This window comes from Rhizobium grahamii CCGE 502 (assembly GCF_000298315.2).
Classification (GTDB): domain Bacteria; phylum Pseudomonadota; class Alphaproteobacteria; order Rhizobiales; family Rhizobiaceae; genus Rhizobium; species Rhizobium grahamii.
In genome coordinates this window covers 70095-85105 of the sequence record NZ_AEYE02000003.1, presented here as the reverse complement: position 1 = coordinate 85105, position 15011 = coordinate 70095, and the positions used below count along the sequence as shown (strand labels likewise).

General features: G+C 61.3%; 17 protein-coding genes. 11 read left to right on the top strand and 6 right to left on the bottom strand.

Annotation, left to right across the window (positions count from 1 at the left end; genetic code table 11):
- The first annotated feature begins 163 nt into the window (after nucleotides 1–163).
- From RGCCGE502_RS01535 to ybaK, 4 genes are all read left to right on the top strand, one after another.
- Nucleotides 164–778 carry a 2'-5' RNA ligase family protein gene (locus RGCCGE502_RS01535; RefSeq protein ID WP_016552402.1) on the top strand — a complete coding sequence of 205 codons (615 nt, stop codon included), beginning with the start codon at nucleotides 164–166 and terminating at the stop codon, nucleotides 776–778.
- A gap of 66 nt (nucleotides 779–844) precedes the next feature.
- A complete protein-coding gene (locus tag RGCCGE502_RS01530; RefSeq protein ID WP_016552401.1) occupies nucleotides 845–1900 on the top strand; it encodes a M14 family zinc carboxypeptidase in 1056 nt (351 codons plus the stop codon).
- A complete protein-coding gene (locus RGCCGE502_RS01525) occupies nucleotides 1901–2251 on the top strand; it encodes an ArsC family reductase (RefSeq protein ID WP_016552400.1) in 351 nt (116 codons plus the stop codon).
- Nucleotides 2252–2254: 3 nt separating this feature from the next.
- Nucleotides 2255–2728, top strand: coding sequence for a Cys-tRNA(Pro) deacylase (gene ybaK, locus RGCCGE502_RS01520; protein WP_016552399.1), 474 nt, complete (start codon nucleotides 2255–2257; stop codon nucleotides 2726–2728).
- A 2-nt stretch (nucleotides 2729–2730) separates the two neighbouring features.
- Here the strand turns inward: ybaK and RGCCGE502_RS01515 are convergent, their stop codons facing one another.
- Entirely contained in the window at nucleotides 2731–3177 is a 447-nt protein-coding gene (locus RGCCGE502_RS01515; protein WP_016552398.1) for a MarR family winged helix-turn-helix transcriptional regulator, read from the bottom strand.
- 77 nt (nucleotides 3178–3254) lie between these two features.
- On the opposite strand from RGCCGE502_RS01515, the gene RGCCGE502_RS01510 reads away from it, so the two are divergent.
- Complete coding sequence (locus tag RGCCGE502_RS01510) at nucleotides 3255–3971, top strand: glutathione S-transferase family protein (RefSeq protein ID WP_016552397.1); 717 nt, start codon at nucleotides 3255–3257, stop codon at nucleotides 3969–3971.
- Between the two features lie 119 nt (nucleotides 3972–4090).
- Complete coding sequence (locus tag RGCCGE502_RS01505; protein WP_016552396.1) at nucleotides 4091–5344, top strand: aminopeptidase; 1254 nt, start codon at nucleotides 4091–4093, stop codon at nucleotides 5342–5344.
- Here the strand turns inward: RGCCGE502_RS01505 and RGCCGE502_RS01500 are convergent.
- Nucleotides 5292–6200: an EamA family transporter gene (locus tag RGCCGE502_RS01500; RefSeq protein WP_016552395.1), complete on the bottom strand. Its 909-nt coding sequence runs from the start codon at nucleotides 6198–6200 to the stop codon at nucleotides 5292–5294. The two genes, RGCCGE502_RS01505 and RGCCGE502_RS01500, sit on opposite strands and share 53 nt — an antisense overlap.
- A gap of 100 nt (nucleotides 6201–6300) precedes the next feature.
- On the opposite strand from RGCCGE502_RS01500, the gene RGCCGE502_RS01495 reads away from it, so the two are divergent.
- On the top strand, nucleotides 6301–6783 hold the full coding sequence (locus RGCCGE502_RS01495; protein WP_016552394.1) for a MarR family winged helix-turn-helix transcriptional regulator: 483 nt from the start codon (nucleotides 6301–6303) through the stop codon (nucleotides 6781–6783).
- 57 nt (nucleotides 6784–6840) lie between these two features.
- Here the strand turns inward: RGCCGE502_RS01495 and RGCCGE502_RS01490 are convergent, their stop codons facing one another.
- Nucleotides 6841–7950 carry an endonuclease/exonuclease/phosphatase family protein gene (locus RGCCGE502_RS01490; protein ID WP_016552393.1) on the bottom strand — a complete coding sequence of 370 codons (1110 nt, stop codon included), beginning with the start codon at nucleotides 7948–7950 and terminating at the stop codon, nucleotides 6841–6843.
- 86 nt (nucleotides 7951–8036) lie between these two features.
- Nucleotides 8037–9623, bottom strand: a complete 1587-nt coding sequence (xseA, locus tag RGCCGE502_RS01485; protein WP_016552392.1) for an exodeoxyribonuclease VII large subunit — start codon at nucleotides 9621–9623, stop codon at nucleotides 8037–8039.
- A gap of 383 nt (nucleotides 9624–10006) precedes the next feature.
- Here xseA and RGCCGE502_RS01480 point away from each other — a divergent pair, with 383 nt between their 5' ends.
- The gene (locus RGCCGE502_RS01480; protein ID WP_040673881.1) at nucleotides 10007–10270 is read left to right on the top strand and encodes a spike base protein, RCAP_Rcc01079 family; all 264 of its coding nucleotides are present in this window, start codon (nucleotides 10007–10009) and stop codon (nucleotides 10268–10270) included.
- 123 nt (nucleotides 10271–10393) lie between these two features.
- The gene (locus tag RGCCGE502_RS01475; RefSeq protein ID WP_019279606.1) at nucleotides 10394–10630 is read left to right on the top strand and encodes a hypothetical protein; all 237 of its coding nucleotides are present in this window, start codon (nucleotides 10394–10396) and stop codon (nucleotides 10628–10630) included.
- A gap of 3 nt (nucleotides 10631–10633) precedes the next feature.
- On the opposite strand, the gene RGCCGE502_RS01470 is transcribed toward RGCCGE502_RS01475, so the two are convergent.
- Nucleotides 10634–12472, bottom strand: a complete 1839-nt coding sequence (locus RGCCGE502_RS01470) for a hypothetical protein (protein ID WP_016552389.1) — start codon at nucleotides 12470–12472, stop codon at nucleotides 10634–10636.
- Nucleotides 12473–12627: 155 nt separating this feature from the next.
- Between RGCCGE502_RS01470 and RGCCGE502_RS01465 the strand changes: the two genes are divergently transcribed.
- Together RGCCGE502_RS01465 and RGCCGE502_RS01460 are read left to right on the top strand one after the other, a co-directional pair.
- On the top strand, nucleotides 12628–13641 hold the full coding sequence (locus RGCCGE502_RS01465; protein WP_019279605.1) for a glycosyltransferase: 1014 nt from the start codon (nucleotides 12628–12630) through the stop codon (nucleotides 13639–13641).
- Nucleotides 13638–14015 carry a GtrA family protein gene (locus tag RGCCGE502_RS01460; protein ID WP_016552387.1) on the top strand — a complete coding sequence of 126 codons (378 nt, stop codon included), beginning with the start codon at nucleotides 13638–13640 and terminating at the stop codon, nucleotides 14013–14015. The genes RGCCGE502_RS01465 and RGCCGE502_RS01460 overlap by 4 nt, the downstream gene beginning before the upstream one ends.
- Here the strand turns inward: RGCCGE502_RS01460 and RGCCGE502_RS01455 are convergent, their stop codons facing one another.
- Nucleotides 14016–15002, bottom strand: coding sequence for a Gfo/Idh/MocA family protein (locus tag RGCCGE502_RS01455; protein ID WP_016552386.1), 987 nt, complete (start codon nucleotides 15000–15002; stop codon nucleotides 14016–14018).
- Nucleotides 15003–15011 lie beyond the last annotated feature (9 nt).

The following is a 15011-nucleotide window of genomic DNA, read 5'->3' as shown; positions in this document are numbered from 1 at the left end:
CCGTCGCGGCCCGAATTCAACCCGTTTCTTGCGTCGCGCGAGCTTACTCCCGTCGATAGCTCGCCCATATGTTCTTGTTTTGTTCTTGCCATTTCAAGATCAAATGTTACGATCCCCGTCTTCCGTGAAGAATGAGGAACGGGCCGTTGCCCAGGAGCCGATCATGCACGAGAACTTGCAGGCGTCTTTCGATTTCGCCTCGCCGAAGGCACGTCAGCAGCTGTCGCGCTTCGCCAGGGAGAGCCTTTTCTTTGCAATCTTGCCGGATAGGCAATCGCTCGACGAATGCGTGGCGATCCAGCAATGGCTGCAGCAGGACTATCTTCCCCTCGCGTCGCTGCGTCCACCGTCTGTCGTTCACGTCTCGCTCTATTGTGTCGGCAAGAGCGTGCTCATTCCCGAGACAATGGTTGCGGCGGCACGCCGGGCAGGGGCGGCGATTGAAGCCTGTCAATTCGAGCTGGCCTTCAATCATGTCATCACCTTCCTGCTGCCGCAGAACAACGCGATCGTGCTTGCCGGCAACGGCGGGCGGGAGCTGTTGCGGCAGCTGCATGTACAGATCGCGATCGAGATGCAGCGACTGGGCGAAGACGCCAATCTGAACCCGAACTTTCAACCTCACGCCACACTGCTCTACGACAAGGACGTGGTGCCGCGGATCGCCCTGCAGAAACCGGTCGTGATCGCTGCGCGCGAATTCGTTCTGCTGCACAATCGCCGGGGCCAGGCAGGCTACGAAGAGCTCGGGCGCTGGCCGCTTCATGCGCGCGGATGACACCTTGCCTCCGGCTATCGAACTCGCTTAAAGCTCCTGCGACAAGGCATGAAAGCGGAGAACGACATGAACACGTCCGAGATCATTATTGCCGGCGACACGGCGGGCATCGAGTGGCGTTTGCCGGTTCTTCGTTTCAAGGGCAGCGATCCCAAGGCACCGAAGGTCTACATTCAGGCGGCTCTGCACGCCAACGAGCTGCCAGGGACGGCGTTGGTTCACTTCCTGTGTGAAAGACTGCGCCAGTCGGAAAGCGCCGGCCAGATCAAGAGCGACATCATCGTCATCCCGCATGCCAACCCGATCGGCGCGGCCCAGTCGCATTTCGGCGAGCTTCAGGGCCGCTTCGATCTTGGATCGCGCACCAATTTCAATCGCGAGTTTCCGCTGATCTCGGTGAAGGATCGCGACGGGCTGCTTGAGGACCTCGAGCGCCGTTCGGCCATCGACAAACTGAAGCGCCAGCTGCTGCATATGGCGCTCGGCTGCGATCTGGTGATCGATCTGCATTGCGATGATGAATCGCTGCAATATGCCTATATCGACGAGGCCTTCTGGCCGGAGGCCGCAGATCTGGCCTCGGCGATGGAGATGGAAGCCGTTCTTCTCTCCGATGGCGAAAGTTCCGCCTTCGAGGAGGCCGTCGGCTTTGCCTGGAAATACGAGACGCCAGAGAAGCGATCGCGCCTGCCCGGCAAGCTGTCCGTCACCGTCGAGCTTCGCGGCCGCCGTGATGTCTATCCCGAGATGGCGATGAAGGATGCCGAGGGACTGTGGAAATTCCTGGCGAGCCGCGGCGCAATCGACGCCGCCGTCTCGCTGCCTGCCTTCGATGGTCCCGCCGTACCGCTCGACAATGTCGAGATCGTCCGTGCGCCGGAGGCCGGCACGGTTCTCTTCCACCACAATATCGGCGAATGGGTTGGCGAAGGCGGTGTGCTTGCCACCTTGATCACTCGCCCCGGCATGGCCGACGGCAGCGTCGAGATTCGCGCGCCGCAGGCCGGCCTGATCGTGACGCGCAACTCCGAGCGACTGGTTCGCCGCCGCGCCGACCTGATGAAGATTGCTTGCAAGACCGCCAGCAAGGCGACGCGCAAACCCGGAACGCTGGAGGACTAAGTGACAGTCACCATTTACGGCATCAAGAACTGCGACACCATGAAGAAGGCCCGAACCTGGCTGGAAGAGCACGACGTCGCCTACCAGTTCCATGACTACAAGGCCGTCGGAATCGATCGCGCCCACCTGCAGGCATGGACGAAGCAAGCCGGTTGGGAAACCGTGCTCAACCGGGCCGGCACGACCTTTCGCAAGCTGCCCGAGGCCGAGCGCGAAAATCTCGACGAGGGCAAGGCGATCGCGCTGATGCTGGAGCAGCCATCGATGATCAAGCGGCCGGTTGTGGAGGCAGATGGCAGGTTGCTCATCGGCTTCAAGCCCGAGATCTACGGCAGCTTCTTCAAGGCCTGATCGATGTCGAAAACCACCCGCGCCACGCAGGTTCTGAGCCAAGCCGGAATTGCCTTCACGGTCCATACCTACGACTACGATCCGAATGCGGAGCGCGTTGGCTTGCAGGCGGCGGAAGCGCTTGGCGAGGAGCCTCATCGCGTGTTGAAAACGCTGATGGCGGAGGTCGACGGCAAGGCGGTCTGCGTCGTCGTGCCGTCGGATCGTGAAGTCAGCATGAAGAAGCTCGCGAGCGCCTTCGGCGGAAAGTCCGCCAACATGATGAAGCCCGCCGATGCCGAGCGCCTGACGGGTTATCACGTCGGCGGCATCAGCCCGTTCGGACAAAAGAAGCTTGTCCCGACGGCAATCGAAGAGGCGGCGCTTGCCGAGGCGCAGGTCTACATCAATGGCGGACAACGCGGCCTGCAGGTTCGGCTTGACCCGAAGGACGCGTTGAAGACGCTGAAGGCCGCAGCGGCACCGCTCATTGCCTGATCTCAACTGAAGAGTTCCAGCAGAGAGCCAAGCGTCGCGGCATCGGCCTCGCTCAGCTTGGCGCCGAAGTTGGCCTCGATAGCTTTGGCATAGACCGTCCACATGCGCTTCTGCAGTGCCCGCCCCTCTTCGGTGAGGACCACCCACTGCCCGCGCCCGTCCTGATCGAACGTCTGGCGTCGCACCAGCCCTGCCTTCTCAAGACGGTCGATCAGTCGCGAGAGATTGTATTGGGCGAGCAACGTCCGCTCTTCGATCTCGAACGGCCGCAACCTGCCCTGCGGCGACCGCACCAGTTCCCAGAGCACGTCGTACCAGCCGAGCGGTGGGAGCCCGGCCAACTTGAGATCCACTTCGATCTGACCGAGCAGCCGCTGCTGCGCGCGCATCAGCCCGATCCAGGCATCGACCACCGCATCGGAGGGCGTCGGTTCGTTCTCTTCATTCATACATGCATTTACATCTACCTTGAATCTGGATGCAACAGCCATTACATGCAATTGCATCTACAATGGAGATTCCCACTATGGATCATTCGCCACTTCAAGCACCGGGTTCGGCTCTGCTGCTCGTCAGCCACCACCTTTGCCCGTACGTGCAGCGCGCCGCGATCGCGCTGATGGAGAAGGAAGTACGCTTCGAGCGGATCAACATTGATCTTGCAGACAAGCCCGGCTGGTTTCTTGAGATTTCGCCCCTCGGCAAGGTGCCCCTGCTTTGCGTCCGCAACAGCGACGGCAGCCATGAGGTACTTTTTGAGAGCAGCGTGATCTGCGAGTATCTGGAGGAGACGCAGGATGGCGCGAGCCTTCATCCGGCCGATCCGTTGACGCGCGCCCGCCACCGCGGCTGGATGGAGTTCGGCTCTTCGATCCTGTCCGATCTCTGGGTATACGAGACGACCCAGGACCGCGCCCAACTGGAGGCGAAACGGCAGGTCCTTGCATCGAAGTTCGCGACCATCGAAGCGGAATTGACGAGGCCCCCCTACTTCGTGGGCGACAGCTTCAGCCTGGTCGATGCGGTGTTTGCGCCGATTTATCGCTACTTCGACGTTTTCGACACCATCGGCGACAGCGGCATTTTTGCCGGCCTGCCCCGCGTAAAGGCCTGGCGGAAAGCATTGTCCGAGAGACCGAGCGTGAAGGCAGCGGTCGGGCCTGACTATGCCGATCGGCTGATGGGCTTCCTGAAGAGCCACGACGCGGTGCTATTGCAGCAACCATCCGTTTCCGCAGCCTAATCCCGGATATGGACCGACGGCGGCAAATAGCTGCCATCGGTCGACAAGCGAGCTTCAATTTCGCCGTAAAGGGGACTAAGTCTACCGGCCAATCCGTTTTGTTCGAGGAGTGACCGATCATGAATTTCATGCCGCAAAGCCAGACCTCAGTCGATCCCGTAAAGCTTGAGAAGCTGGCGGAGGTGGCCGTCAAGGTCGGGCTGCAGTTGCAAACGGGCCAGGACCTCGTGATCACGGCCCCGGTCGTCGCCCTGCCCCTCGTGCGCCTGATTACCAAGCATGCCTATATGGCGGGTGCCGGGCTGGTGACGGCATTCTATTCCGACGAGGAGTCGACGCTCGCGCGCTACAGGTACGGCAGCGATCAGAGCTTCGATCGCGCATCCGATTGGCTCTATGACGGCATGGCCAAAACTTATGCCAAGGGTACTGCCCGCCTCGCCGTTTCAGGCGACAATCCGATGCTGCTTTCGGAACAGGATCCGGCAAAGGTCGGTCGAGCCAACCGGGCAAACTCGGCCGCCTACAAGCCGGCACTGGAGAAGATCTCGAATTTCGACATCAACTGGAACATCGTCTCCTACCCCAACCCATCCTGGGCCGCGCTGGTCTTTCCTGACGATCCGGACGCGATCGCCGTTGCCAAGCTCGCCAAGGCGATCTTTGCGGCATCGCGCGTCGACGTCGAAGACCCGATCGCCGCCTGGGCCGAGCACAACGCCAATCTTGCCAAACGCTCACACTGGCTGAATGGGGAGCGTTTCGCTTCCTTGCACTTCACCGGGCCAGGCACCGATCTCACGGTCGGCCTTGCCGACGGCCACGAGTGGCACGGCGGCTCGTCGACCGCCAAGAACGGCATCACCTGCAATCCGAACATTCCGACCGAGGAGGTCTTCACGACCCCGCATGCGCTCAAGGTCGAGGGCCATGTTTCGAGCACCAAGCCGCTGTCCCATCAGGGCACGCTGATCGACGACATCCGGGTTCGCTTCGAAGGTGGCCGGATCGTCGAAGCAAAGGCCTCGCGTGGCGAGGAAGTGCTGAACAAGGTGCTGGATACCGACGAGGGTGCGCGCCGCTTGGGCGAAGTGGCGCTTGTGCCGCATTCCTCGCCGATCTCGGTCAGCGGCATTCTCTTCTACAACACGCTGTTCGACGAGAACGCCTCGTGCCACATCGCGCTCGGCCAGTGCTATTCGAAATGCTTCGTCAACGGCGCCAGCCTGACGCAGGAGCAGATCAAGGCCCAGGGCGGCAACTCGAGCCTGATCCACATCGACTGGATGATCGGCTCCGGCCAGGTCGATATCGACGGCATCAGGCCGGACGGCTCGCGGGTTCCGGTGATGCGTCAGGGCGAGTGGGCCTGACCGACATCGCGCGCTGACTGAGCCAGACGCTCGCGAGCACCATTGCGAAGCCGAACAACTGCGCGGGCGTCAGGCTTTGTCCAAGAGCCAGCCAACCCAGCAGGGTGGCTGTGACTGGACTGAGGAAGCCCAACGAGGCCGCGGCGGATGGCTCGATGCGCGCGAGCCCCCGAAACCACAGCAGATAGGTGAAGGCCGCGCCGATCAGGCCAAGATAGGCCATGCCGAGGACATTGGCCGTAGTCGGCACCGGCAGCGTGGGCTCAAGGAAGAAAGCGACGGGCGCGAGCAGGATGCCGCCCGCGGTCAACTGCCATGCGGTAAAGGCAAGATTTGAGACCGGCGGAGCCCATCGTCGCGTCAGCACCGTGCCGAATGCCATCGAAACCGCCCCCGCAATGCCGGCGGCAACACCGATCGGGTCAAGCGCCGCATTGGGCGTGAGCACGAGAAGTGCCACACCTGTCATCCCGACCACGCCGGCTCCAACGGCAAGCGCGTGGATCGGCCTGCCGAGGAAGATGCGCGACAGCAGAATGACGATAAGCGGCTGAATGGCCCCAACCGTCGCGGCGACGCCGCCTGGCAACCGATAGGCAGACACAAACAGCATTGCCCAGAAGAACGAGAAATTGAGGCCGCCAAGCACGAAGGCGCGTAGCCACCAAATCCCTTCCGGCAGTTGCCGGACTATCGCAAGCAGCAGAAGCCCGGCCGGCAAGGCGCGCAGGAAAGCGACCGTCAGTGGATATCCGTGCGGCAGGAAGGATGTCGTCACGAAATAGGTGCTGCCCCAGATCGTCGGCGCCAACGCCGTGATCAGCACATCGTAGAGAGGCGTTCCAGTTTTCTTCATCTCAAGAATCTCTATATCAAGATAAATATAATCTAGTGCCATTTATCTTGACGTCAAGATACGTGGTGATAACAGTCTCCCCAGAAGAACGGGCTGACCGATGGATCGCGTCGACAAGATACTTGCGCAATGGAAAAGGGAGCGCCCCGACCTCGATACCGAGGCGATGGGCATCATGGGCCGGCTGAAACGGCTGACGACGCATCTCGCCCGCGAGGTGGACCAAGTGCTGCAGCAGCAGGGACTGTCCTCCTCGTCCTTCGATGTGCTGGCAACCCTCAGGCGTTCGGGCGCGCCGTATCGGCTCTCACCGGGCGATCTGCTCTCCATGACGATGGTCAGCTCCGGCACCATGACCAACCGGATCGACCAGTTGGAGAAAGCCGGGCTGGTCGAGCGCGTTCTCAATCCCGACGATCGGCGAAGCGTCCTCATCGCCCTGACCGAAGCAGGACTTGCCGCCGTGGAAACTGCCGTCGGCCTCCACGTCGCCAATCAACAGCGGTTGACGCAGGGTTTCAGCGCGGAGGAGAAGGAGCAGCTCGACGGCCTGTTGCGCAAGTTTCTGGCGACGTTCGAGTAGCCGAGCCCCTCACATGCCCTTGGCCTCAGCGAAAATGGCGGCCTCCCTGCCTTGACCTCAGATGTTCAGGTCGACCCAGATGGCGGCATGATCCGACGCCGCGTGTTTCGGCTCGGTGAGTTCCGGATAGGTCTCCCAGCGTTTCGGACGGCTTCCGGGCCAGGCGCCCTTGCGGAAGACGCCGCCGCGCTCGACCTCGTCGAAAAGCTTCGGCGACAGGAGGAGGTAGTCGATCTTGTTGCCGGCGTTGCCAAGGCCGAAGGTGCCGGGAAAACCGCCGTCGTCGAACGCGGGATGGGTAAAGGCGTCCCGGAGCGTGCTCTCCTTCAGCGGCGCTAGCGGCGCGCTGTCGGGAGTATCGTTCAGGTCGCCGATCAGCGCGATATGGTCGAACCCTTCGGCGATGCGCTTCTCGTAGATGTCCCTAGCTCGTCGCGCTTGCGCATGCCGGCGAGCATCGGAGGACTGGGTGCTGCCGAAACCCTTGCTCTTGAAATGATTGACCATGACAAGCAGCGTCGCCCCTGCAGGCGTGGTCACGTAGTACTCCGGGCAATCGCGGGAGAAGATCGGGTTGCCTGCCGCATCCCGATCGTCAACGTGGCTGCGCATGATATCGAGGACGAAGCCGTTGCGCGTCAGGAGCCCGACATCGATCCCCCGCTCATCGTTGCCATCGATGACCATGACCTGATTGAAAGGCATCCCGCCAACAGCTGGCAGGACCTGCGTATTGAAGGCGGTCAGGACCGGCCGACTTTCGACTTCGACAATCCCCAGAATGTCGGCATTCAGGTCGCTCATGACGCGCGCGGTATTTTGCATGGCGATTTCATTGATCGGCTCGTCTCGCAGCTCGAGCGACCCGACCCAATCGATGCGACCATTGGCCGTTATCACAACGCCGCCAGTCCTTGGCCGCTTCAGAAGATTGCCCCGGTTACGACGAAGAATGACAAAGGGGCCGATATCGCTCTCTTCCATGCCGAGTTCGATGATCAACGTGGCCATGCGGGCTTTGTCAGCGTCGCTGTAGGTGACCTGCCCCAGCAATTTCTGCAATTCTGCAAAGCGGTCCAGAACGACTCGCCCCTCTGCCCAGGTGTCCAGGTTCATGGCCTTTGCGCGGTCGAACAGGTTTTCGACATTGAACGATGCAAGCCTCATGTTTCTCCCTCCCATTTATCGAGAGGTTGGCACGCATATGTTGCATTTCCATGATGTCCGCGTGACATTCAGCGGCTGACGACCACCTAGAATAGGCTTCCCTGCTTTGGCGGCGCCTGCTCGTCGTGCGGCTTCGCGGCTCGTTTCTTCTGCGCAGAGGACGTGCCTCCGTCCGTCGTCACCGCGCCGACACGACCATCCGCAAACTCGATCGAGATGCCTGTCCCCGACGCCAGCATCGCCGCCTGCGACACAGGCCTGTTCTCGTCGTCCCGGATAACCGCGTAGCCGCGCTTCAGCACGTTCTTGTAAGACAGGGACTGCAGTACACGATCTTGAGCCGTGAGTTCACCGCGTGCCCGCGTCAGCTGATGCCTGACAGCGGTGTCAGCGTGACGCGACAGATTGGCCAGGTGATCACGCTGGCGCGCCGTCTGCGTCTTCAGGCGCGCCGGCAGCGTCGCAAAGATCGCGTCGGCACGGCCAACCCGCGATTTCGAGCGATCGAGAAGACGCTCGATCGTGCGCTCCGCGCGCGTCATCCGTTCGTTCAGATATTGGCGCCGCTCCGTAATGCGGTTCGAGAGGACATCGGGCCGCAGATGCGCGGCCGTCCGCTCGAAACTCCGGCGCTTGTTGATCGTATTGAGTTCGAGACCGCGGCCAAGACCGGCGGCCGCCTCATCGAACCGGCGACGCGGCAGGGCCAAGAGCTGATCCAGAGAAGGCAGCGCGCGGACGAGAGCCCGAACCGACTGACGATGATGATCCATGCGGCGGTTCATGCACCCCTGCAGGCGCGCGGCCAGTGCTGCTGTCTGCGCCCCCAGTTCGGCCTTTACGGGAACCGCCATCTCGGCCGCGCCGGTCGGCGTTGGTGCGCGCACATCTGCGGCGTAGTCTATCAGCGTCCAGTCGGTTTCGTGGCCGACCGCCGAGATCAGCGGGATCTGGCTCTCGGCAGCGGCACGCACAACGATTTCGTCGTTAAAGCTCCAGAGATCTTCAAGGCTGCCGCCGCCACGGGCGACGATCAGAACGTCTGGGCGCGGCATGTCCCCGCTAGGCTCGAAGCTGTTGAAGCCTCTGATGGCGTTAGCAACCTCTTCACCGGAACCCTCCCCTTGGACCTTGACGGGCCAGACGATGACATGAACCGGGAAACGATCGGAGATGCGGTGGAGAATGTCGCGAATGACCGCGCCTGTCGGCGAGGTCACGACGCCGATCACCTTCGGCATGAAGGGTAGCCGCCGCTTGCGGGACTGGTCGAACAGCCCCTCGGCGCCAAGCCTGCGCTTGCGTTCCTCGATGAGCGCCATCAGCGCACCGGCGCCGGCCGGTTCCAGCGTTTCGATAACGATCTGATATTTCGATGAGCCGGGGAATGTCGTCACCTTGCCGGTGGCTATCACCTCCATCCCTTCTTCGGGACGGAATTTCAGCCTGGAGAAATTGCCCTTCCAGACGACGGCATCGATGCGGGCGCGGTCATCCTTCAAGGAAAAATAGGCGTGGCCGGAAGAGTGGGGGCCCCTGTAGCCGGAAATTTCGCCGCGCACACGGACCTGGTCGAAGGCTGTCTCGACCGTGCGCTTGATCGAGCCGGAAAGCTCCGAAACCGAATACTCGGCAAGATTGCTCGGCGAATCATTCTCGAAGACATTGCTCATGGTCCTGTTCTAGCCGATGCGGCGGCAAAGAGCAGCCCTTGTCTTCGTCAGGCATTCTGCGCACTCCGTTATTGCCGCATGCTAGTCTGGCACGCCCTTGCTGAACCAAGCCGCATCCGGAGAGGAAACCATGTAGGTCAGCGTAAGGAAGCTCTTCGAGCAGTGTGAGCGCTTTTCCAACCAGTCCCTCGGCGGCGACGTAGACATGGAAGTGGTCGCTTCTGGCTCGACAGGGGGATGTTTTTTTCAACCGAATTCGCAAAAGCCCGGTTTTTCCGTGGCAAATCAGTTGCTTCATTGAACCGCGCCGCGAAACTCGCGGGACAGTTTTCCCCGACAACCCTTGGAGAGCGATGATCGGGCAAACGACAAAAGGAGTTTCCATGTCCGACCGTTTTGCTTCCCACGCTCCCTCTCTTACTGGTCCGGCAAGCGCCGGCTTCGCCATCGTTCCCAATGACAATCTCGATCTCCCGGAGATTACAAGAGCGGTCTATGTCGGCATCGGCGGAGACTTGGCCGTGACCCTGGCGTCGGGGCAGGTTCTGACCTTTGCCTCTGTTTCAGACGGGTCGCTGCTGCCGCTGCGGGTTTCCCGTGTCCATGCCACCGGCACTACGGCAGAGGGCGTTCTCGGGCTCGCTTAGGTGCCCTTCCGTCACGGGCGCTCTTGTCCCGATTGCGAACACTGGGGAAAACGGCAACAAACCGCTCCATTAATTGTTCGACAAGACAGACCCGTCTATACTGAAGCAAATCAGGAGATGCTGATGATCGCTCTGACAGCAACCACACTGGGCTTCGTTACTGCGCCAATGCGTTCGATCTTTTCGATGGTGTTGGTCGGCTGCCTCGTCTGCGTCGCCTACGCCTGCGCGGCCCTGGTGTCATTGACATCCATCCTGGATCTTGCAGCCGCGATCGTTTGCTATGACGCTGGCCTTCTGATCTGCCTTCTCGGCCTCCACGCTTTCGCGCGTATCCTCGATCGCCGACGCTTCGTCTAAATTCTACGGCCCAGTGGGCACGTAACGAAAGAACCGAATGGGTGCGCCTTCGGGCGCTGGCATCGGCCTCAGGTAAGCCGGGACGATTCCCTTCGTCAGCTGCGCGTAAAGACCATCCGGCTTCATTTTGGCGAGCTCCGTGGTCTGCGGATAGTCGGCGCAAAAAGCCAGAACCGTGACCCCTGCACCCTTCAGGAAGGCCTCGGCTTCGTGCGGTTCTGCCAGGCCGATATGCATTTCCGTCAGCATGCCACCTTGGTTTCGATGGTACGGCGCGGCCAGAATCCGGTTCCCGGTAAAGCGGAGAATCGAGACGCCCACGTCGGACGGCGCCGCCACAAGGCCCGGCGGAACATCGGCCAACGGCGCCAGAGCCGACTTCGACGCACAAGAGGTTTTTGTGGGCGCCGCTTGCAGGACGCTCTCGCTATTCACCTGCATACCGATCAGCCCTCCAGTGAGCCCCCAGACTGCCGCCACACTCATAAGAACAGTGGAAAGGTAGCAGAAGGCAGCGGCGACATCCTCGCTGTCGCTGGCCGATAGCCGTCGCAGGTCGATGATAAGCAACGTCAGCGGCAGGACGGCGAGAAGATTGGAAAACATCGTGCCGCGCACCTGAAAGGCCGCGATTGCCCAGCTGACGGAAAGAAGGAAAAGGAGGATCAGGTGAATTCGCACCCGGTCCCTGAAAACAAGGCGAAGGATGCAGACGGCTATAGCGAAAACCCCGGTTGCGTAGAAAAAGCCCAGCGTGAACGGATCCCGCTGGTCCAGCGCAAGAATCGACTGAGCTTCCTGCACCCCGTCCAACCATAGCGTGACGAGGAGTGGATCGAGGTCAGCCAGCGGGTTGCGGAGGCATTGCGGAGCGATCGTGATCGCAGAGGCGAGGACGGCTGCTCCGATTCCGCCCAGAACGACAAACCGCAGCAGCCGGCTTGTTCTGCTGGCGAGGGTGGCGGCACACAGCAACAGCCCGCCGCCAATCGCCGCGAGACTGTAGTAGCCGAGCGACAGGTTATCGCAGCTGACTGCCGAATAGAGCCGCGGTGGAACGGTGCCGAAGAAAAGCAGACTGATCGAAAGAGCCAAGGCCAATCCGAAAGCCTTGGCAGCGCCTGCGAACGGCTCGCCTTCCCACGCCCACGAGATGGCAACAACCACGCACGCTGCCGCCACGAAAGGCGTTGTTTCGGCGCCGATGGCAATCGCGGTTGCTGCCGCCAGTCCTGCGACGGCGTAGCTCAGCGGCCGATGGTCTTCATCGAGCAGCATCGCCGTCATGATGGCGACCAGCGCGAACTGGACGTTGTGGTGGTCGATTGCGCCAGGCAGGAAACGGTTGCTTGCGACCAACAGCATTGCAGTCAGCCCTAAGGCGATGTGCATTCCGAACACGCCGCCGATGCGGCGGCCGGCAAGCCCCATGGCCCAGAGGCTGGGGACGGTTAGTGAAAGCGGCCAAATGGCAAGCGCAAGCGCCTCTGCCCGCTCCTGCGGGAGAAAGAACTCGAAAAATCTGATCAGCGTGGCGATCGGAAGGTCAATTAGGCGGGACCAGTGCATCAACGTGCCCTCGCCGAGACCCATCCGGTATTGCATCAGGTCGAACCAGCCCTGGCCGTTCAGGAAATCGCGCACCTCGACAAGCCGCATCCCATCGTCGTTATCCGCGCCGACATAATCCGTGGCGCCAGGCAGCTTCAAGGCCAGGATCGCGGCAACGAGGAGGGCGCTGTAAAGGAGCGCCGACGGCCACAGCCTGGTCATCATGGCGCGCAGCTTGGCGATCAACGATGCCGATGTCGGCGCATCGACCATCTGGGCAACATTCGTCATGAAGCGGATCTCACCGTTTGAGTGGCAAGACCGTAACGTGCTCCTGTCAAGAAACCGTAAAGGTCCCACTGGCCTGCGGTTTTCGCGGGATTCATAGCTAGTTGTTAACGGCCACCATCTATTCTTGAGCGGATTTCTTCGCCACGGGTTTGATCATGACTGGATCGCGGATCGACAATCTGAATATTGCGGTGCTCTTACCGTGCTACAACGAGGCGTCGACCATTGGCGCCGTTGTCCGGGGGTTCAGATCTGCGCTGCCGGGCGCCGTGGTGCATGTCTACGACAACAACTCGACGGATGGCACAGCCCTCCACGCGATGCTAGCCGGCGCAAGCGTCGTGCGTGAACGGCGGCAAGGCAAGGGCCACGTTGTCAGGCGCATGTTCGCCGACATCGACGCCGACATCTACATCATGGCGGATGGCGACGGGACGTACTCCCCCGACGACGCCGAGGAACTGATCCGCACGCTGCTGACGGAGCGCGCCGACATGGTCGTCGGCACGCGGCGCGGCGTGCAGGCGGATGCCGGCAGGCAGGGTCACGCCATCGGCAACAAGATTTTCAACGTGCTCTACCGAACGATGTTTGGAACCGACTTCACCGATATCTTCTCGGGCTACCGCGTCTTCTCGCGACGCTTCGTCAAGAGCTTCCCTGCCGTCTCGGGAGGCTTCGAGATCGAGACGGAAATGTCAGTGCATGCATCGCGTCTGAAGCTGCCGATCAGCGAGCTTGAGCTGGACTACGGCCGCCGGCCGGAGGGCTCTCATTCCAAGCTTTCCACATTCAAGGACGGCGCAAAGATCCTCTGGATGTTCGCGATGCTGATGAAGGAAACCCGCCCCTTCGCGTTCTTTGGCATCGTCAGCGCCGCCTTTATGCTGGCCAGTCTGGGATTCATGGCGCCAGTTCTCGTCGAGTATTTTGAAACGGGTCTTGTCAGCCGAATGCCGACATGGGTTCTGTCCATGGCACTGATGATGGTATCATTCATGATGTTTACCGCCGGCGTGATCCTGGACTCCGTTTCGCGCGCCCGCGCCGAACAGCTTCGCATCCACTATATGAGCCTTGCATCCCCTCGCCCACGCGAGCAGACGCCGTTGCTGGTGGATGATCTCGACACTCCCCGACAATTGCCGAGTAGGATCGGCAGCCGATGAAGAAGCTGCTGCGCTTCGCGATTGCAGGCGCCCTTGGCTTTCTGGTGGATGCCGGCGTGTTGGCGTTTTTGTTGCATGTCACGCCGCTCGGCCCGTTCCTGGCGCGCTTGATTGCGATTGCACTCGCAATGGCGACGACATGGCTCTTCAACAGGACGTTCACGTTCGATCGCTCGGGACATTCGCTCGCCGTCGAGGGACTTCGCTACGGCTCCGTCGGCGTAACCGCGGCACTGGTCAACTATGGACTCTATTCAGCGCTATTGCTGCGGCTGCCCGACCTGCAGCCGCTCGCGGCGATGGTGCTCTCCACCGCCGCCTCCATGGTGTTCAGCTTTATCGGCTATTCCCGCTTCGTCTTCCGCCGCGACTGATCAGACCGGCTCCCAGCCGTCCTTCGCGCTGGCACGATAGATCGAGTCGATGAACTTCTGGCTGAGCTTCGAGCTCTCCAGCGTCACGATTTCCTCATTCTCACCCTTGGCAGCCCGCGCAAAGGCTTCAGCTTCGCGCTTGTACTGACGGCTGTCCGGGAAGCGGAAGATCGTCGATTCGTTGTGGCTGCGGTTGGTCAGCTCGATTTCCTCGGCACCCCAGCGGTCGGCGTTGAAGGGCGACTTCACCTCGATAAAGCCATCCGTGCCGTGGAAGACCATAACCTGGCGGTTCGCCATCTGCGTGGCGACGTAGAAGGTCAGCTCGAAGTCGCCGAAGTCGGCCTTGACGCTCGAATAGATGTCGGTGCCGAACTCCGGGTCGCGACGAGTAACGGCCTGGACGCGGAGCGGCTCCTTGCCGGTCGTGAAGCGCGTTGCGATCGTCGGGTAGACGCCGATATCCGGCAGCGCGCCGCCGCCGAGTTCGGGAATGTTGCGCATGTTGCCGGGATCGCGGTTGAAATAGGTGAAGGCGCCCTGGACATGCAAGAGCGTGCCGATCGCGCCATCCGCGATCAGCGAGCGAACCTTCCGCCAGACCGGCGTGTAGGTGACCATGTAGGCCTCGGTGACGAGAACCTTGTTGCGGTCGCGCGCGGCAATCAGGCTGTCGATCTCATCGGCCTTCAGCGCAATCGGCTTTTCGCAGAGCACGTGCTTGCCGGCATCTGCCGCCTTGATCGTCCACTCGACGTGCTGCGAGGTGGGCAGCGGGATGTAAACGGCGTCGATCTTGTCGGAGGCCAGCATCTCCTCGTAGGAACCGAAGGCGTGCGGGACCGAAAAGCGATCTGCCATCTCCCGGGCTCGGCCGAGATCGCGGCTGGCAACCGCCGTCACGATGCAGTTCTCGGCGTCCTGAATGGCGGGGACAACGAGTTCACGCCCGATCTTCGCGGTCGAAAGAATACCAAAACGCAGCATAGCCTCACT